We start from the raw sequence: 18,085 nt of genomic DNA, 5'->3' as shown, positions 1-18,085 counted from the left end.
CGCTTTTGCGTTCAAAACAGCGCGCTTTGCTTCAGCGTGCTGTAGGCCTGGTTCACGAGCTTCAAGCGTTCCTCGGCCAATTTATCGCCGCCATTAGCATCGGGGTGAAGCAGCTTGGCAAGCCCCTTATAGCGGGCTTTGACCTCGTCCCAGGTGACCCCGGGCTTCAGTTCCAGCGTGCGCAGCGCCTGATATTCGGCGCTGCTGAGTTTGGGCCCCTGCTGCCGGGCCTCGCTGGCAGGCTCACTTTCCTCGTCCAGGCCCATGGCCCGACGGAAGGCGCGGTTCACGTCCTCGCGCTGAGGTATGCGCCAGCCGCCGAGCGGCCATGTCGGCCGGTCCCAGACGGTGTCGCGCCGGATCTGATGCTCGATGTCGTCGGCGCCCATGCCCTGGAAGTAGTTCCAGGACTTGTTATAGGCCCGCACATGCTCCAGGCAGAAATTGAAGTAGTCATTGAGCCGGTCGCGCGACTTGGGCGCGCGATAAAGACCCGGTTCGGCGCAATTCGCATGGTCGCAATGCGGCGCCTCGGCCTCCGCTGCCGCCTCATCCTCCCACTGGAACATGATCTTAGGTCTCGCCACCAAGAGAGTATGGGCAGCCCCTGGCGGGCTTGCAAGCCGACCCCATGGGGGGCCTCCCGGAAGATCGCGGACAGCCGCCATTCAAGCCTGAGGCCGATTGCCACGCCGTTAAGGACGGGATTGTTGCGGTGACATTGCGGCAAAGATCCGGGCGGCAAAGATCCGGGCGGCGGAAATCCGGCTCGAATCAGGCGGCCTGCCTCGCCGGTTATGCGGCCGGCTTGCGCGGCTTGTATTCGACCAGCACGAGCCCGATCAGGATCAGGAGAAAACCGAGCAGCAAGGCCGGCTGCGGATGTTCCCCCAGCGCCACGGCCGACGCGGTCAAGCCCATGACCGGCACCGCCAGGAAAGCCAAGGAACTCGTCAGAGCAGGGAGACGGCGCGTCACCGCGACGGCGGCCCAGTAGGCGAAGCCCGAGGCGATCGGGCCGTTATAGGCGAGCACTAGCAGGGTGCTCCATTTCCAGTCGATCGCGTCGGGGCCGCCCTCGACCAGGAATGCCACCGCCAGCAGGGGCAGGGCGCCGGTCAGCTGCTGCCAGGGCGCCAGATCGAGGGCCGAGCCGTGCCAGCGATGGCCGCGGATATGGAGGATGGTGAGGGCCCAGAGCAGCGCCGCGCCAAGCAGGAAGGCATTGCCGAGGAGCAGGGGGCGGTTGGACCAGTCGAAGCTGCCGGGCTCGAACAGGATGAGGAGGCCGGCCAGCCCCAGTGCCAGACCGGCGAGCTTGCGCCGGCTCAGCGTCTCGCCGAGGAACAGGGCGGCCCCCGGCGCCACCCAGAGCGGTGTCGTGTAGCAAAGCACCGCCGAGCGGCCGGCGGGCACATGGAGCAGGGCGATGTTCACCAGGGCGAGGAAGCCCGCCATCTGCACCAGCCCGACGGTGGCGACCACCGGCCAGTCGGCCAGCGCCGGCAGAGTCAGCCGGCCGCGGAACGCTGCGACCAGAAAGAGCGAGATCGAGCCCAGCAGCAATCGCAGCCCGCCGAACCAGAAGGGCGGGATCGATCCGAGCCCGACCTTCATGACCGGCCAGTTGATGCCCCAGACCAGGATGATCGCGCCCAGCAGGAGAAAGGCGCCGCGGCGGTCGCCGGGCTCGCTGGCGGCAGAGGTGACGGTCACAGGCGAAGCCTTTCCCCCGAACCCGGAATCGGTGACGCGTGGCGACCGCGTCATCGCCAGGGTTGATTCGCTCGGAACCCGAGGGTAAAGCCGCGAAGATCGAAATCCCAGGCCGTTCGGTTGCCGAGCCTATCCGGATATTCTCACCGCAACGGCCATTGGCACACAGGAAGAGATGAGATGTCGGACAAGCAAGCGGCGGACAGGCCCGTGGCCCTGGCGATCGAGACCAAGCTGCGCCAGGCGCTCCATCCGACCCATCTGAAGATCATCGACGAATCCGGTCTCCATGCCGGTCATGCCGGGGCTCGCGCCGGCGGCGAAAGTCATTTCCGCGTCGAGATCGAAGCCGCTTCCTTCATGGGATTGTCGCGTGTCGAACGGCAGCGCCGCGTCCATGCGGTCCTGGCCTCCGAACTCGCTGAACCGGTGCATGCGCTGTCGCTGAGCCTGACGGCACCCGGCGAGCGAGCGCCGAAGCCATAGAAACTCCCACGGAAATTCGAACTGGCAGGGCTGTCACGAGAGGGCCAATCGCCGGTGGTGTGGCGCCGTGGATTTTTTCTTTGATTGATCATCCAATCTCGTTTTGGCCAATCTCATTCTGGCGATGGCGAGGCCTGGTACGGATCGATCGCAATCGACGCCAATCCCCAAATGGATTGTCGACAGGGGCGAACGATGATGCTTGCGTGATCCCGCGATCCGCTCGCACGCATCGCGAGTGCAGCGCAACAACCATGACAAGAAATCGTTTGGTCGATCTTTTGCTGGGTTGTAGATTGTCTGGCGGGGCTTCATCACAAATCAAAAAATACATCCATGACAATCGACTTGTCGCGACGCCGGCCACAGGTGCGCAATATCAAGCTCGCCGGCCGACGCACCAGTCTCCGTCTCGAACCCGAATTCTGGGATGCGCTCGATGAGATCGTCACGCGCGAGCGCTCGTCATTGAGCGCGTTGTGCGAACGGATCAAGGGCCGCCGCGCCGCCGCGAATCTGACCGCCGCGGTCAGGTTGTTCGTGCTGCGCTATTTCCGCGGCGCGTCGACCGAGGCCGGCCATCGCGGTGCGGGCCATGGCCGTGCCGCCAGCCGAGGTTCGCGCAACGGCACGCTCTGAAGCTGCCGCGGCCGGCGCGCGCGTTTACTCGCCGCGATAGTAATCCGGCCAGAAGCGCTTCACGACTTCGCCGTCCGCGGCGAAGGCGTGGCAGGTGTTGATCGGCGGCGGCGACTTCTCGCCGGTGCTGCGCTTGCGGCGCCAATACATCGTCTGATAAGCGACCGTGCCCATCGAGCCCATCATCTCGACGATATGGGTGCAGCCCCTGACGCCGCCGAGCAGCTCCTTGAGGCGCAGATGCCAGCCCGGCTTGATGCGCTCGCCCTTCATGACCTGGAAGTTCGGCACGATGTCGGGGCAGATCCGATAGGGGCCCGCGTCGCTCGTCACCTCGATATCGGTGACCGTCAGCGTGTCGTCCAGCGTCAGCCGGACCCACATGTCGTGGATCGGGTCGCCCGGCTGGATCTCGCCGCGAAACTCGTTGGCGAACCCATAGGTCTTCGTGTCGGTGATATGCCCCTCGATGTCCCACAGCCCGTCCTCGCGCTCATAGCCGCAGAACTCGTAGCGGCGCGTATGGAGATGCTTGCGCGGAACCGGTGCAGAGAGAGGCATGGGGCGAACCTTCGGGACTGAAAGGGCGGCGGGGCCACGGCCTCGCCAAGCTTGGCGGCAACGCTAGCGGCCGGACGCGGGGCCGGTCAAATGCAGGAACGCGGGAACAGCGCTGCGAATTACGCCGTCGCGGCCAGCGACGGGGGCTCGCTGGCGGGCTCGAGCGGCCGGATCCGCACCCGCTTGATCCGGTTGCGATGGCGCTCCAGCACCTCGAAGCGGAAGCCGTGGAACATGAAGATCTGCCCCACCTCGGGAATCCGGCGGGCCTCGTGCAACACCAGGCCGGCGATGGTCGAGGCGTCCTCGTCGGGCAGACGCCAGCCGAACTGGCGGTTGAGGTCGCGGATCGTCACCTGGCCTTCGACGTCGATGCTGCCGTCGGCCGCCCGGCGGGTGCCGCGCACGCGCACGTCATGCTCGTCGTCGATCTCGCCCACGATCTCCTCGAGGATGTCCTCGAGCGTGACGATGCCGAGCAGCGCGCCATATTCGTCGACCACCAGCGCGAAATGCTCGCGCCGTTCGCGGAAGGCGCGCAGCTGCGCCAGCAGCGTCGTGGTGCTGGGGATGAACCATGGCTTGGCCGCGATGGCGCGGATGTCGAGCGTGTCGGTCGGCTGGTTCTGGGCGCGCACCGCGCGCAACAGCGCTTTGGCATGGAGCACGCCGACGATGTTGTCGGGGTTGCCCTGATAGATGGGAATGCGCGTGTGCGGGCTCGCCAGCACCTGGGCCACCGTCTCGGAGGGCGGCTGCTCGGCATCGACCATGGTGACGTTCTGGCGATGGATCATGATGTCCAGCACCATCACCTCGTTGAGGTCGAGGATCGAATGCATCATGGCGCCGGCTTCGCGGATCTCGGTCGAGGTTTCCGTGTGCTTCGCCGTCTCGGTATGGAGGTCGATGGCGCCGCGCAGCTCCTCCTCGGTCTGCTCCCGTCCCAGCTCGGTCACGATCCGCGCGCCGAACAGCATCAGCGTGCCGCGCACCATCCAGCCGATGAGCTTGGTGAAGGGCGTGACCACGAGGATGAAGGCCCGCATCAGGGGAGCGACGGCAAGCGCGGTCCGGTCGGGGTTGTTGATGGCGATCGTCTTGGGCAGCACTTCGCCGAACAGGACGACCAGAACCGTCATGCCCGCCGTCGCATAGATCACGCCATGCTCGCCGAACATCGCGATCAGCACGCTGGTCGCCAGCGCCGATGCGGTGATGTTGACCAGGTTGTTGCCGAGCAGCAGGGCGGCAATGACCTGCTCCATGCGCATGCGCAGATCGTTGACGATGCGGGCCCGGCGGTTGTTCTGCTGCGCCAGCGCATGCATGCGGGGGCGCGACGCCGCGGTCAGCGCCGTTTCGGCCCCGGCGAAGAAGGCCGAGCAGCAGAGCAGGAACAGGATGATGACAATTGCGCCGTACATTCGGCCCGTATCCTTACCGCGGTTCGCGGCCTTCCATCAGGCGGCCAGCGATCGTTCGAGCAGCGCCTCGACCTGACCCATTTCCACGTCGCGCGAGAGGAAGGCGCGACCGATGCCGCGCGCGAGGACGAAGGTGAGGCGGCCGTCCTTGACCTTCTTGTCCTGGCGCATGTGATGCACCAGGCGGCTCGCATCGAAGCCGCGGCCGATCGCGGCGGGCGAGGTCGGAAGCCCGACCGAGGCCAGGTGGCGCGCGACCCGGGCCGCATCCTCGCTGGGCCCGAGGCCCAGCATGGCCGAGAGCTCGAACGCCATCACCATGCCGATCGCCACCGCCTCGCCATGCAGCAGCTCGCCCGTATAGCCGCATTCGGCTTCGAGCGCATGGCCGAAGGTGTGGCCCAGATTGAGCAGCGCGCGCTGATCGGCTTCGCGCTCGTCGGCCGCGACCACCGCGGCCTTGGCGGCGCAGCTGGTCATGACGGCATGGCGGCGCGCGGCCCCGTCGCCGTCGACGAGGTCGGCGCCATGGGTTTCGAGCCAGGTGAAGAAGGCCGGGTCGTTGATCAGGCCGTACTTCACCACCTCGGCATAGCCGGCCAGGAGCTCGCGGCGCGGCAGCGTGTCGAGCGCGTCGATGTCGGCCAGCACCAGGCGCGGCTGATAGAAGCTGCCGACCAGGTTCTTGCCCTGGGCGGTATTGATGCCGGTCTTGCCGCCGACCGAGCTGTCCACCTGGGCCAGCAGGGTCGTCGGGATCTGGATGAAATCGATGCCGCGCAGCACGATGCTGGCGGCAAAGCCGGTGAGGTCGCCGATCACGCCGCCGCCCAGCGCCAGGATCATGCTGCCGCGCTCGATCCGCGCCTGCAGCAGCCGGTTGGCGAGATCTTCCAGATGCCGGAAATCCTTGGTTGCCTCGCCCGGCGGCAGCACGATCGATTCCTGGCGGATGCCGGCGGCCTCGAGGCTGCGCGCCAGCTCGTCGAGATAGAAGCGCGCGACCGTGGCGTCGGTGACGATGAGCGCGCGGCGATCCTTCAGCCGCGGCGCGATCAGGCCGCCGGCGCGTGCGATCAATCCGCCGCCGACCAGGATGTCATAGCTGCGCGGGCCGAGATCGACCGCCACACGGCCGATCTCGCTTACCGGGGCGGAAGAGGAGACACTGCTCATGAGGAGGCGGCCCGGCGTCCTTCGTCCGTTTCGGTCTGCCGGTCCGAGGACGGCGTGAACTCGGCCAGCGCGGCCAGGACGCGTTCGAGCGTCGCGTCCGGCGGCCCGTCCTGGCTGTCGACCGTCAGGTCGGCCTCGGCATAGATGGGGTAGCGGGTGGTCATCAGCTCGGCCAGCTTGGCGCGGGGATCGTCGACTTGCAGCAACGGCCGGTCGCCACGCCGCCCGGTGCGTCGCACCAGCAGATCGAGGTCGGCGCGCAGCCAGATCGAGATCGCCTTCTCGCGGATGACGGCCCGGGTGCGGGGATCCATGAAGGCACCGCCGCCGGTGGCGAGCACGAAGGGCGGGCTTTCGAGAAGGCGCAGAATCACGCGGCGCTCGCCATCGCGGAACGCCTGCTCGCCATGGCGGGCGAAGATCTCGGGAATGCTGCAGCCGGCCGCCTGCTCGATCTCGCGATCGGCGTCGACAAAGGGCAGCCGCAGGCGCTGCGCCAGGCGCCGCCCGATGCAGCTCTTGCCGGCGCCCATCAACCCGACCAGCACGAGCGGCCGATCGACGACCATCTCGCCGCTCATTGCCGACCCGCCCGCGGCACAATAGAATCGCCTGTGCCCGGCCTTTGTAACCGCCGCAGTTTCGCCATAGTCGGACCCTATCACAAAACCCTATTCCTGTCGCAATCCTGCCCCGGCTGGGCATCTTCAGGGGTCGGGCACCCCCCTGGAATCTGCGGGTTTCCTGGCCGATTGGTTCAATCGGCCGAGCGCCTGCCAGGTTCCCGATCTCGCTTGCGTTCCGACACCACGCTTAAGGGTACCAGCCGATGAAACGACTCCTCGCCATCTTCTTCGCTCTCGTGATTGTCGGCGTCGTCGGCGCCGCCGTGGTGCTTGGCAGCATCACCTTGCCGGCCCCCACCCAGCATATGGAAGTTCCCGTCTCGAATGACCGCCTGGCGCAGTAGCTCTTCGCTCTGCGGCCTTGCTACGGCCGCCCTGCTGATCGGGTTGGGTTTGGGTGCGAGCGCCGCCCGGGCGGACTCGACCGGCCAACCGCTCCAATTGCTGCCGCCCTCCGCGGCCACGCCGGCCGCCGCGTCGTCGGCCGACAGCGCCACGCCGCCCGCCTCGGAGGCGGCGCCCGCCTCGACCACGGTCGACCCGACCGCGCCGGAGACCCCCGCGATCACGGCGCCGACCAGCACAGCGCCCACCCTGCCCACCGTCACGCCTCCCACCATCACGATGCCGTCGATCACCCTGCCGACGGTGGGCGCGCCCGCTTCGCCGGATGCGCCGACGGCCCCCTCCGGCATCCAGGTGCAGGAGATCGGCAGCTCCAACAGCTATGCCGGCACGCTGGAGCCCGACGCCGGCGGCTTCGGCTACGACATGTGGAAGGGCACCTCGGCCCACGATGTCGAGACGCTGCTGCCGCGCATTCCCTTGCCGGGCCCGTCGCCGGCGATGCGCGTGCTGGCCCGGCGCCTGATTCTCTCCAATGCCGAATCGCCGACCGGCCAGGCCGATCGCGATCTGATGTCGATCCGCGCCGAGCAACTGACGCGCCTCGGCAATCTCGCCGACATGGAGGCCTTCCTCGCGGTGGTCCCGGCCAACAGCAAGGATCCGACGCTGACGGCCTTCCGGCGCGAGGTGCTGTGGCTCAAGGGCGATGTCGACGGCGCCTGCGCCCAGGCTGCGGCCGACATGGCGGTGATGCCGACCGATCTCGATCTCAACCGCCAGCAGCTGCTCTGCCGCGCCGCGACCGGCCAGACCAAGGAGGCGCAGCTCGGCATCGACATGCTGCGCGAGCAGGGCCAGTCCGATCCCAAGCTGGTGATGCTGATCGATGCGCTGGGCGGGGCCAAGGGCGCCAAGCTGCCGCCCGATTTGCCGCCCTCGCCGATGCTCTATGCCCTGATCAAGAAGGCCAATCTCGCCGTGCCCCCGGAATGGGCAGCCAGTGCCACGCCGGCGCTGCAGGCGCGCCTCGCAGCCGACGATACGCTCGAACCGGCGGCGCGGATCGGGGCCGCCGAGTCCGCCTTCATCTCAGGGGCCATGCCGATCGACCTGGTGAAGCAGCTTTATGGCAGCCAGGATGTGAGCCCGACCCAGATCGACGCGCTGCTGGCGGCCGAAGACAAGGATGACGGGCCGATCGGCCATGCCCAGCTCTATGAGGGGGCGCTGCGCACTGAGCAGCCGGCTCATCGCGCGCAGATCCTGCAGCGCGCGCTCGAGATGGCGCGGCGTTTCGGCGGCTATCCGACCGCCGTCGCGGCCAACGAGACCCTGCTGCAGCAGATGATGCCGGCCCCCGAGCTTGCCTGGTTCGCGGGCGATGCCGGCCGCGTCTTCTATTATCTCGGCCAGTATGAGCGGGCGCAGGCCTGGCTCAACATCGCGCGCAACCGGGCCGAGGCCGACGCCCAGGCCCGCAATGCGGTGCCGACCCTGGCCCTGTTCGCGCAGATCGCGGGTGCGGGCCAGAAGCTGACCTGGGCGCCCGATGCGGTCGAGCAATGGCGCGCGGCCCAGGAAAAGGCCGGCGATCCGGATGCGGCGCTGCGCGCGGCCCGGCTGTTCGCCATTCTTGCGGCCCTGGGCGAGCCGGTCGGCGATCAATGGCGCCAGATGGCCGAGACCGCGCAGGCCTCCACGACCTTGCCGGACCTGACCTTGGTGAACCGGCTCGATGCCGCCTCGGCCGCCGGCCGCCATGGCGAGGTGGTGCTGATCTCCCTGGTTCTCATGGGGCCGACCGGCCCCGCGGGCGCTCACCCGCTCGTGGTCAACCGTGTCCTGTCAGCCCTCTATGCCAACGGTCTGCAAAGCGAGGCGCGGGCCATTGCCTTCGAAACCGTCATCGCCAACGGCATTTGACCGGCGTCGGGGTTTGCGCAAGCCGGAGCCGCCCCTGACCAAGGAGCTCGAGGCCTTCCTCGAGATGCTCTCGGCCGAGCGCAACGCCGCGCTCAACACCCGCATGGCCTATGCGCGCGACCTTCAGGATTTCCAGGGGTTCGTGACGCGGCGCCAGTCGACTCTCGCGACCGCCGATGCCGATGCGATCCGCGCCTATCTGGCCCAGCTCGACGGGGCGGGCATGGCGCCGCGCACCGCCGCGCGCCGGCTCTCGGCGCTGCGCCAATTCTACCGCTTCCTCGCGGCCGAAGGCTGGCGCAAGGACGATCCGACCCTGGCGATCGACACGCCGAAGCTCGGCCGACCCTTGCCCAAGGTCTTGAGCGAGGAGGAAGTGACGCGGCTCCTCCACGCGGCGACGAAGCTGCCGGGCGCCGAGGGGGCGCGCCTCGTCACCATGGCCGAGCTGCTTTATGCGACCGGATTGCGCGTGAGCGAGCTGGTGAGCCTGCCGCTCGCTTCCGTGACCCGCGAGCAGCGCGTGCTGGTGGTGCGCGGCAAGGGCGGCAAGGAACGGATGGTGCCGCTGAGCGAGCCGGCGCTCGACACGCTCAAGATCTATCTCGCGCGGCGGCGCGAGTTCCTGCAGGGGCCGCCCGACCGGCCGGCGGCCTCGCCCTGGCTCTTTCCCTCGCGTGGTAAATCCGGGCACCTGACCCGGGTGCGCGTGTCCCAGTTGCTCAAGGATCTGGCGGCCAGGGCCGGCATCGATCCGGGCCGCGTCTCCCCCCATGTGCTGCGCCATGCCTTCGCCAGCCATCTCCTCGGCCACGGCGCCGATCTGCGCAGCCTGCAGAAGCTGCTGGGCCACGCCGACATCTCCACCACGCAGATTTACACCCATGTCGCCGGGGAACGCCGCCAGGCCCTGGTCCGGGACCATCATCCGCTGTCCAAGACCCGCAAGGGCGGCTGAGGCGGATTCGATGTCGCAGCCGGACCGCCGGCCTGTGCGGCGCGCGAATTATTCTCGACCCAATCGGATTGACAGGTTGGGGTTCCTGCCGCCATCTAGGCCGCCTTTCGCGGGGCCGCGCGGTGTCGCTCCCGGATCGTGAGCCCGCCGTCATTTTTTCTGACTGAGGAGCCAGGACCATGAGCTTCAAGATCGTCGATCAGGCGCAAGCCCGCCTCAACCGCAGCGAGCTGGCGGTGCCGGGCTCCCAGCCGCAGCTCTTCGAGAAGGCCGCCAAGTCGGCGGCCGACGTGGTGTTCCTCGATCTCGAGGACGCGGTGGCGCCGGACGACAAGGCCCAGGCGCGCAAGAACATCATCCAGGCGCTGCATGAGATCGACTGGGGCACCAAGACGCTCTCGGTGCGCATCAACGGCCTCGACACCCATTACATGTATCGCGACGTGGTCGACGTGATCGAGCAGGGCGGCGAGCGGCTCGACCTGATCATGATCCCCAAGGTGGGCACGCCCGCCGACGTCTATGCGGTCGACATGCTGGTGACGCAGTGCGAGGACGCCGTGAAGCGCAAGAAGCGGCTGGGCTTCGAGCTCATCATCGAGACGGCGCTCGGGATGCAGAATGTGAACGAAATCGCCGGCAGCTCGAAGCGGCTGGAGTCTTTGCACTTCGGCGTCGCCGACTACGCGGCCTCGACCCGCGCGCGCACGACCGTCATCGGCGGGCCCAACAAGATGTATGGCGTGCTGACCGACAAGGAAGGCGACAAGCCGCGCGATTTCCACTGGGGCGACATGTGGCATTACGCGATCGCCCGCATGGTGGTGGCCGCTCGCGCCAACGGCCTCAGGCCGCTCGACGGCCCCTTCGGCGATTTCTCCGACCCCGACGGCTTCAAGGCCCAGGCCTATCGCGCGGCGGTGCTGGGCGCCGAAGGCAAATGGGCGATCCATCCCTCGCAGGTGGCGCTCGCGAACGAGGTCTACAGCCCGTCCGAAGCCGAAGTGACCCGCGCCAAGCGCATCCTCGAAGCGATGGCCCAGGCGCAGCGCGAAGGCAAAGGCGCCGTGGCGCTCGACGGCCGCCTCATCGACATCGCGTCGATCCGCCAGGCGGAAGTGCTGGTGGCCAAGGCGAAGCAGGTCGCTGCCGCGAAGTAACGGGCAGCTAGCGCTCCTCTGCTCTTCGTTTTTATCCCTCCTCCGTAAGGGGCAATTGGTGTTTGAGATATGGAGAGATAAGCAGAAAGAATATTGTTGTTATTTTTCAATAAATTACAATAACAAATTGCATTTATAGGTGGAAATCTGCAACTAATGGCGCTCAATTGCAAGTTACCGCCATGAACGCAGACGATTTCAAAAACTCCCCGTCCGGCAGGCTGGTGCCAACGATCCATGGGCGCATGGCTTTCGTGCCCCATCCGCTGCCGCCACCCCATATCGATCTGGCCAGGCTGGCCGCTCCTCTGGCGAACGCTGCGCTCGCCCTCGGCGAACTCAGCGGCATCGGCAGAACGTTGCCAAATCCGAATTTGTTGATTCGGCCATTTTCGCGAGTTGAAGCCGTCGCGTCCTCGAAGATCGAGGGCACGGTGACCTCTGCGCCCGAACTCTTGATGCTGGAGCTGAGTCCGTCCACGCAGCATGTCAGTGCCGATACCCGGGAAGTTCACAATTACATCCTTGCTCTTCAGCGGGGACTCAATCTGGTGCCGAGTCTCCCTCTGTCGAAACGCCTTTTCCGAGAGCTGCATGAAGTTCTCCTGGATGGCGTGTCCGCGGATAGGGGCGCCCGCTTTGCACCGGGGCAGTTCAAAACAGACCAGAATTGGATCGGGTCTCGCACAATCGAGAACGCCCGGTTTGTGCCACCGCCGCCCGACGACTCCATGACCGCTCTCGATGAGCTCGAGAAGTTCATTCATCGAAAGAACGAGGATCTGCCGCTTCTCGTCAAGCTGGCGCTCATCCATTACCAATTCGAGACCATTCATCCCTTCCCGGATGGTAACGGCCGCGTGGGGCGGCTCATCGTTCCTCTCATGCTCTGCGAGCAAAAGGCGCTCTCTCAGCCGTTGCTGTATTTGAGCGCCTATCTGGAGAAGCACTACGACACTTACATCGATCTTATGTATGACGTCAGCCGTAGTGGCTCCTGGGATAACTGGATCGCGTTTTTCCTGACTGGCGTTGAAACGGCGGCCCGCAACGCGATAACAAAATCTCATGCGCTGCAGGATTCGCATCGGGATTTCATGGGGCGCATTCGCACCGCCAGAACCTCCGCTCTGCTCGCCATGACCATCGATTCTCTCTTCGAGATTCCAGCGACTACCGTCCCTCACGTCAGCAGGGAGCTGAAGATTTCCTATAACGCCGCGAAGAACAACCTCAAGAGGCTTCTGGACTTGGGAATCATTGGCGAGGGCGACAAGGACCGCCGACCGCTCTGGTTTTATGCACGGGAAATTATGCGCATCACGAACGCGCCGGATTCCTAAGAATCTCCGTATGCCTTTTTCATCTTCAGCTTGGCTTTGGTTGGCTTCTTAGGCGCGGTCTTGTGCTGCGGCGGAACCGACGGGACGCGCCTGCCGGAAGAAAGAACTCTGCTTTCGAGGGGTTCTCCCTTTTGCGAGTTTCGCCCTACAGCGGCTTCGGGTCGATGAAGCGCTTCAGCACGTTGCCTGTGATCCGCGCCACGTTGTTCTTGAAGCCGTTATGGCTGAGGCTGCCGGCCCAGGCGATGGAGCCGGTGGAGAACACCGCACCGCCCTTGGGCGTCTCGAAGAAGACCATGTCGCCGCGCACCTTGGGCTCCTCGATGCCGTCGATGCCGGGATAGGTCGAGATCATCTCCTCGGGCGTCAGCACATAGACGTTCGAATGCAGCTCCGAGGAGGCCAGCAGCAGCGCGTGGGGCGGCGTGCCCTGCCGAGGATCGACGATGTCGAGCTCTAGGCCCGCGGCCCCGCCGCCGACCACGCCAAAATCGCCGATCTTCTCGTCCTTGCCGACGCCCTCGAAGATGAAGGACACGCGCGGATCGAAGCTGCCGGGCAGCCGCCGGTACCAGGAGGATTCGTCGAAGCCCTCCGAGCCGAAGCCGATTCCCACCAGCTGCTGCGGCGGAATGCCGTTGTTGCGCCAGAGGCCGCTGAGCTCGGCGGTGAAGCTCAGATGATATTCGCCGGGCTCGGCCACCCAGGTGCGCGTACCGTTCTCGGCGCGCCGGATCTCGATCACGCCCGGCAGCGTGTCATGCCAGGCGATGCGCCAATAGAAGCCGTTGCCGCCCATATAGATCAGCCGTCCGCCGCGGCCGAGATAAGCCTCGACCGCGCGCATCTGCGCCAGCGAATGATATTCGGGATGGGTGCCCGTGACGACGCAGCGGTAATTCTCCAGGAGCGACAGGCCCTCTTGATGCAGCATCTCGTCGGTGATGACGTCGAAGGGTTGGTGGATGCCCTCGAGCCAGTCGGTGATATGGAGGTCGGCGCCGAAGTTCCAGAGCGAATGGCGGGGCCGCGTGTTCAACACGGGCCGGAGCCGCGAGCTGGTGCAGGAGCCCGAGCCGTCGCTATGCACGTCATAGGTCGAGACGCCGAGCTCGCGGCGCGCATTGAGGGTCCGCTCGGTGGGGCCGAACTCCAGCAGCGCGCCGTAGCAGATCTCGGCCAGCACATCGTCCCAGCCATGATGGCTGTTGGCATAGGCCATGTAGGTGGCGTTGGCGGCGAGGAAGGCGACGGGGGCGGTCGTCTTGCCCTTGGGCGGCAGCACGAAGAAGGTGACGAAGGCGAGCTGCTCATAGCGCTCGCCGCAGGTGAGCTTCACCGCATAGACGCCCGAGCGCATCTCCGCCGTGATCGGCACCTCGAAATCGGTCGACCAGCCGGCATCATAGACATCGTCGTCGTGGAAATGGATCGCGCCGTAATGCTCCGGCTTGTCGGTCCAGCGCATTGCCTCGCCGGTCCAGGCGGCACCCTTCATGGCGCGGGTCGGCAGGTTGAAGGTCTCGCCATCGAGCCGGTTGACCGATAGATCGACCACGCGCGTGGTCGGAATCTCCCTCGAGAAATCCCAGGCCGCGATCACGTCGGCCGCCAGGATCGGCGGGATGCCGAACTGCAGCGCTTCGATCTCGTCGTCGCGCAAGACCCGTGCAGCCAGCCGCGGCGCCTCGATCTTGCCGTTGAAATGGCCGCCCAGAAGAATCTTGGCACCGCGCCGTCCGGTGACATGGGCCGCCATGGTGAAGGGCGTGTCGGCCGGTGCTTGCGGCCGGACCCGCAGGATCGCCTCGGCCTCGCTGCCGGAATCGTCGCGCGCCATATGAGCCAGCGGGCGCTGGCTGAGGCGGACCTCGCCGGTTGCGGCATCGAAGCTGGCGGTGACGCGATACCAGGCGCGCTCGCGCAGCGGGCGGTTGGTCTTGATCGCGGCGAGCCCGCCTTTGCCGTCGCCCAGATCGAGAGCGAGCGCTCCGGTCTGGTCGAGTCCGAGCCGGAAGCCGGCGCGCGTCGCCTCCGACCAGCGCGCCAGCAGGGTCTGCGGCTTCTTGCCGGGCAAAGTCGGCCAGACCAGCGCCGTGAGGGTGAAGCTCTGCAGACGGTCGAGGAGCGGGGAGGGCGCCACCAGCACGGCCGAGCCGGTATCGAGCGGCTGCCGGCGCGCCGGGTAATCGCCATTGGCGGGGCTGGCGACGGGGGCGTCCTTGTAGCCGGCGCCGCTCGGCGAATCGTCACCGCAGATCATGCGGACGACCTCGGCATGGAACTGCGTAGCGCCGGCCTCGCAGCTGACCTTGACCTGAAGCCGGTCGCCGGGGCGCAGGCTGTGGCGGTCGCCGTAACCGAGAATTTCGAGCATGGGAAAGGGCCTGTCGGAAGAGGACGTCAGTCGAGGACGAGTTCGCGGCCGGTCAGAGCCTGCCAGCGCAGCTTGAACACGGCCCACTCCGCCTCTTCGTAGGAGGTGAATTCGTAGCCCGGGACCGGCGTGATCGGGTCGCTCAATGCCGCGCCCATCCGGCCGAGGCCCCAGCGCTTGTGACGCTCGAGCGTCACCAGGACGAGCCGGCCCGTGTTGCTGCCGGCCCGCATCCGGTTGATGACGCGCTGCAGCTCGCCGCTATGGCGGCCGAAGGGCTTGTCGCGGAACTCGCGCGCCAGATCGAGGCGCTCGGGGTCGATCTCATACATGGAGGGCTCCGGGAAGGACTCTTCGGAAAATGGCGGCCGGCCCGCAGTGTCGCGGGCCGGCCCCGGGCCGTGACGATCAGCCGGCCTTCACATCCTCGAAGATCTTGTTGCGCCGCTGCTCCATCTCCGGCGAGACCTCGGTCTCGAACACGCTGTGCTGGAACAGGTTGGAGGGCGAGGCGAAGCCCAGATCCGCGACGATCTTCTGGTCGGCGATCTTGAACGAGTCCTTGTTGCAATGACCGTAGCCATATTGCTCGATCATGTATTTGCCGCTTTCCGGCGAGGACATGGCGTCGAGTAAGTCATAGACCTGCTCGTCGGGCACGGTGGAGTTGGCCATGTGCACGAGGCCGCAGGTCCAGCTCAGGATGCCTTCCTTCGGCGTCATATATTCGACCGGGATGCCCTGCTTCTTCATGGCGGCGAGGCCGTCATTCCAGGCATAGGCGATCAGGATCTCGCCCGAGGCCATCGCCTGCTGATAATCCGCCGGCGCATCCCAGTAGAAGCGCACCAGCGCCCGCTGCTTCATCAGATAGGCCTTGATCTTGGCGCCGTCTTCCTCGGAGAAATCATAGGGATTGATCCCGAGCGCCAGCCCCGCGACCGAGACGGTCGGGGTCGCGTTGTACATCGATATCTGGCCCTTGTATTTCTCGTCGAAGGCGAGCTTCCAGGACATCTCCTCGGGCTGCACCTTGTCGCTGCGATAGAGCAGCGAGCCGTTGCCCCAGTCGAACGGCAGGATGTAATGCTCGCCGTCCACATTCGCCCCCGGCAGCGCCAGCAGCTCCGGCCAGACATCCTTCCAATATTTGAGCTTCGCGGTGTCGAGCGGCTTGATCATCTTGAGCTTGTGCCAGCGCGAGACATCCTCGACGCAAGGATGCGCGACATCGGTGGTGAAGCCCGATTGCAGCTTCTGGAAGGCCTCCTCGGTGCCGCCGAAGAGACTGAAGGTCGGCGGCGTGCCGTACTTCTTCACATAGTCCTGCATGATGTCGGGGATGTCGTAGCCGGCCCAGGTGTAATATTTGAGATCGCTGCCGGCGGCGGCGGCGGCCGGACGGCTGAAGCTGTAGGTCGTCACGGCGCCCAGGCCCAGTGCGGCCAGGCTGCGGTGAAAATCGCGGCGCGAGAGCTTGCCCTCGGCCAGGCGATCGAAGAATCGGTTCTTTTCCATGATGCGCGTTCCTCTCCCTGGAGTTTCTATCCTTGCGTGGATCGATCGGGCGCCGGGTCTTCGACCTCTTCGCCCTTGTTCTCGTCTCGTCCCTCGACGCCCGTCACTTCAACAAGATTCGCATCCCGCCACAAGCCGAGCTCGTGTGGAAATTTAGGGGGATGGGCGCCCGCGGGACGCCGCCCGTCCCCGGCCTCACCGTCCGAGCGGCGTCATCACCTCGGTCAGGCTGCGCTCGAGCAGATCGACGATCTCCGCCAGTTCGGATTCAGTCGCGTTGTAGGGCGGCGCCAGGATGATCTGGTCGCCGCGGATGCCGTCGACATTGCCGCCGGTCGGATAGCAGATGAGCCCGTTCGCGAAAGTCCGGTCGCGCACCTTGATATTGAGCTGCAATGCCGGATCGAACGGCTCCTTGGTCGCCTTGTCGGCGACCAGCTCGATGCCGAGGAAGAAGCCGCGGCCGCGGATATTGCCGACATAGTCGCGGGATCCCAGCCGGTCCTGCAGCACCTGCTTGAGCTTGGCGCCCTCGCGCGCGACGCGCGCGACCAGCCTGTCGCGCGCGACGATCTTCTGCACCGCCACACCGGCGGCGCAGGCGGCGGTATGGCCGGTGAAGGTGTGGCCCGTCAGAGGCGCGCCATAACGCTCGAGCAGCGGTCCCGCCACGCGCTCGTGATAGACCGCGACGCCCAGCGGCATATAGCCGCCGGCGAGGCCCTTGGCGACCGACATGATGTCGGGCTCGACGCCGTCATGCTCGAGCGCGCGCCAGGTGCCGCAGCGCCCGGCGCCGCACATGACCTCGTCGGCGATCATGAGCACGCCATAGCGATCGCAGACCTCGCGGATGCGTTTGGCATAGCTGGCCGGTGCCGGCAGCGCGCCGCCGGCGGCCCCCACCACCGGCTCGAACACGAAGGCGGCGATATGCTCGGGCCCCTGGCGCAGGATCTCGCGCTCGAGCTCGTCGGCGCAGTAGGTCGCGACGTCTTCCGGCTTCACGCCCTTGGGCGGACGGTACTCGTTGACGGTCGAGAGGAAGCTGGCCTCGGTCAGCGCGCCCTCGAAGGGCAGCCGGCGGTCGCGGAAGCCGGAGATGGCGAGAGCGCCCAGCGTGTTGCCATGCCAGGAGCGCTGGCGCGAGATGAAGCGCCGGCGCGTCGTCTCGCCGCGCGCGGAATGATATTGCAGCGCCAGCTTGAGGCAGGATTCGACCGCCTCCGATCCGCCGGAGACGAACACCATGCGGTTCAGGCCGCCGCCGCTGTTGCCGGCCACGATCTCGGTCAGCTCTTCCAGCGGGTCGCTGGTGAAGGCGTAGCGATAGCCATGCGCCACGCGATCGAGCTGCGCCTTGATCGCGTCGTTGACCTCCTCGTTGCCATGACCGAGGCAGAACACGGCCGGCCCGCCCGAGCCGTCGAGATAGCGCTTGCCGGTCGTGTCATAGACGCAAGAGCCCTTGCCCCAGGCGATCTTCGGCAGCGCGCCTTCGCCGAAATGGGTGGCAGCGCTGGCGGCTTTGGCGGGCTTGGACATGGATTGCTCCTGGCGGGCGAGACGGGCCGCCGGCGTCCCGGGACGCCGGCGGCAAGACGTGGAAAGAGCGCGGTAATCTGCCAGAACCCGGGGCTATGGCAAGCGCGCGAGCGGGCGATGCCCCTATGATTTTTGCGGTCGCCGGGCCGGTCCCGCCTGTGCTAAATGCTGGCCCGCCTGCCGGTCGGCGCGGGGTTTCCCGGTTCCGGATGATTTCTGCGCCGCAAGCTGGCACAACTGAACAGTTCATGGCCCGTTCGCGGCCGGACGCCTGAAGGGATC

Annotated in this window: 17 protein-coding genes; 7 read left to right on the top strand and 10 right to left on the bottom strand. The window is 66.4% G+C overall.

All coding sequences use genetic code 11. The annotated features are described in order from the left end of the window. Positions 1–11: 11 nt before the first annotated feature. Both FRZ44_RS22485 and FRZ44_RS22480 read right to left on the bottom strand, forming a co-directional pair. On the bottom strand, positions 12–569 hold the full coding sequence (locus FRZ44_RS22485) for a J domain-containing protein (protein WP_151179282.1): 558 nt from the start codon (positions 567–569) through the stop codon (positions 12–14). A 226-nt stretch (positions 570–795) separates the two neighbouring features. Then, positions 796–1,716 carry a DMT family transporter gene (locus tag FRZ44_RS22480; protein WP_225308398.1) on the bottom strand — a complete coding sequence of 307 codons (921 nt, stop codon included), beginning with the start codon at positions 1,714–1,716 and terminating at the stop codon, positions 796–798. Positions 1,717–1,896: 180 nt separating this feature from the next. Here FRZ44_RS22480 and FRZ44_RS22475 point away from each other — a divergent pair, with 180 nt between their 5' ends. Beyond that, positions 1,897–2,202 (top strand): BolA family protein, encoded by a 306-nt coding sequence (locus tag FRZ44_RS22475; protein WP_151179280.1) that lies wholly within the window; start codon positions 1,897–1,899, stop codon positions 2,200–2,202. A gap of 336 nt (positions 2,203–2,538) precedes the next feature. After that, entirely contained in the window at positions 2,539–2,841 is a 303-nt protein-coding gene (locus FRZ44_RS22470; RefSeq protein ID WP_151179279.1) for a ribbon-helix-helix domain-containing protein, read from the top strand. Positions 2,842–2,865: 24 nt separating this feature from the next. On the opposite strand, the gene FRZ44_RS22465 is transcribed toward FRZ44_RS22470, so the two are convergent. From FRZ44_RS22465 to FRZ44_RS22450, 4 genes are all read right to left on the bottom strand, one after another. Continuing rightward, positions 2,866–3,402, bottom strand: coding sequence for a DUF2889 domain-containing protein (locus tag FRZ44_RS22465; protein WP_151179278.1), 537 nt, complete (start codon positions 3,400–3,402; stop codon positions 2,866–2,868). A gap of 119 nt (positions 3,403–3,521) precedes the next feature. Beyond that, positions 3,522–4,829, bottom strand: a complete 1,308-nt coding sequence (locus FRZ44_RS22460) for an HlyC/CorC family transporter (protein WP_151179277.1) — start codon at positions 4,827–4,829, stop codon at positions 3,522–3,524. Between the two features lie 36 nt (positions 4,830–4,865). Further along, on the bottom strand, positions 4,866–6,005 hold the full coding sequence (gene aroB / locus FRZ44_RS22455; RefSeq protein WP_151179276.1) for a 3-dehydroquinate synthase: 1,140 nt from the start codon (positions 6,003–6,005) through the stop codon (positions 4,866–4,868). Further along, entirely contained in the window at positions 6,002–6,586 is a 585-nt protein-coding gene (locus FRZ44_RS22450) for a shikimate kinase (protein ID WP_151179275.1), read from the bottom strand. The genes aroB and FRZ44_RS22450 overlap by 4 nt, the downstream gene beginning before the upstream one ends. Before the next feature lie 248 nt (positions 6,587–6,834). Here FRZ44_RS22450 and FRZ44_RS27140 point away from each other — a divergent pair, with 248 nt between their 5' ends. The 5 genes from FRZ44_RS27140 to FRZ44_RS22430 all read left to right on the top strand — a co-directional run bounded on the left by FRZ44_RS27140 (position 6,835) and on the right by FRZ44_RS22430 (position 12,363). Then, positions 6,835–6,975, top strand: coding sequence for a hypothetical protein (locus FRZ44_RS27140; RefSeq protein WP_191908253.1), 141 nt, complete (start codon positions 6,835–6,837; stop codon positions 6,973–6,975). Then, positions 6,956–8,902 (top strand): hypothetical protein, encoded by a 1,947-nt coding sequence (locus tag FRZ44_RS22445; RefSeq protein ID WP_151179274.1) that lies wholly within the window; start codon positions 6,956–6,958, stop codon positions 8,900–8,902. Before FRZ44_RS27140 ends, FRZ44_RS22445 begins: the two co-directional genes overlap by 20 nt. A 13-nt stretch (positions 8,903–8,915) precedes the next feature. Next, positions 8,916–9,860: a site-specific tyrosine recombinase XerD gene (gene xerD / locus FRZ44_RS22440; RefSeq protein WP_225308397.1), complete on the top strand. Its 945-nt coding sequence runs from the start codon at positions 8,916–8,918 to the stop codon at positions 9,858–9,860. 179 nt (positions 9,861–10,039) lie between these two features. Further along, the gene (locus FRZ44_RS22435) at positions 10,040–11,020 is read left to right on the top strand and encodes an HpcH/HpaI aldolase/citrate lyase family protein (protein ID WP_151179272.1); all 981 of its coding nucleotides are present in this window, start codon (positions 10,040–10,042) and stop codon (positions 11,018–11,020) included. A 182-nt stretch (positions 11,021–11,202) separates the two neighbouring features. Then, on the top strand, positions 11,203–12,363 hold the full coding sequence (locus FRZ44_RS22430; RefSeq protein ID WP_151179271.1) for a Fic family protein: 1,161 nt from the start codon (positions 11,203–11,205) through the stop codon (positions 12,361–12,363). Between the two features lie 145 nt (positions 12,364–12,508). On the opposite strand, the gene FRZ44_RS22425 is transcribed toward FRZ44_RS22430, so the two are convergent. The 4 genes from FRZ44_RS22425 to FRZ44_RS22410 all read right to left on the bottom strand — a co-directional run bounded on the left by FRZ44_RS22425 (position 12,509) and on the right by FRZ44_RS22410 (position 17,803). Beyond that, a complete protein-coding gene (locus FRZ44_RS22425; protein ID WP_151179270.1) occupies positions 12,509–14,740 on the bottom strand; it encodes a N,N-dimethylformamidase beta subunit family domain-containing protein in 2,232 nt (743 codons plus the stop codon). Between the two features lie 26 nt (positions 14,741–14,766). Beyond that, a complete protein-coding gene (locus FRZ44_RS22420; protein WP_151179269.1) occupies positions 14,767–15,072 on the bottom strand; it encodes a hypothetical protein in 306 nt (101 codons plus the stop codon). 76 nt (positions 15,073–15,148) lie between these two features. Further along, positions 15,149–16,258 (bottom strand): ABC transporter substrate-binding protein, encoded by a 1,110-nt coding sequence (locus FRZ44_RS22415; protein WP_151179268.1) that lies wholly within the window; start codon positions 16,256–16,258, stop codon positions 15,149–15,151. Positions 16,259–16,453: 195 nt separating this feature from the next. Continuing rightward, entirely contained in the window at positions 16,454–17,803 is a 1,350-nt protein-coding gene (locus FRZ44_RS22410; protein WP_151179267.1) for an aspartate aminotransferase family protein, read from the bottom strand. Between the last annotated feature and the right edge of the window lie 282 nt (positions 17,804–18,085).

This window comes from Hypericibacter terrae, from assembly GCF_008728855.1.
Lineage (GTDB): Bacteria > Pseudomonadota > Alphaproteobacteria > Dongiales > Dongiaceae > Hypericibacter > Hypericibacter terrae.
The sequence above is the reverse complement of the archived record's forward strand: the minus strand, read 5'-3'. Positions and strand labels throughout refer to the sequence as shown.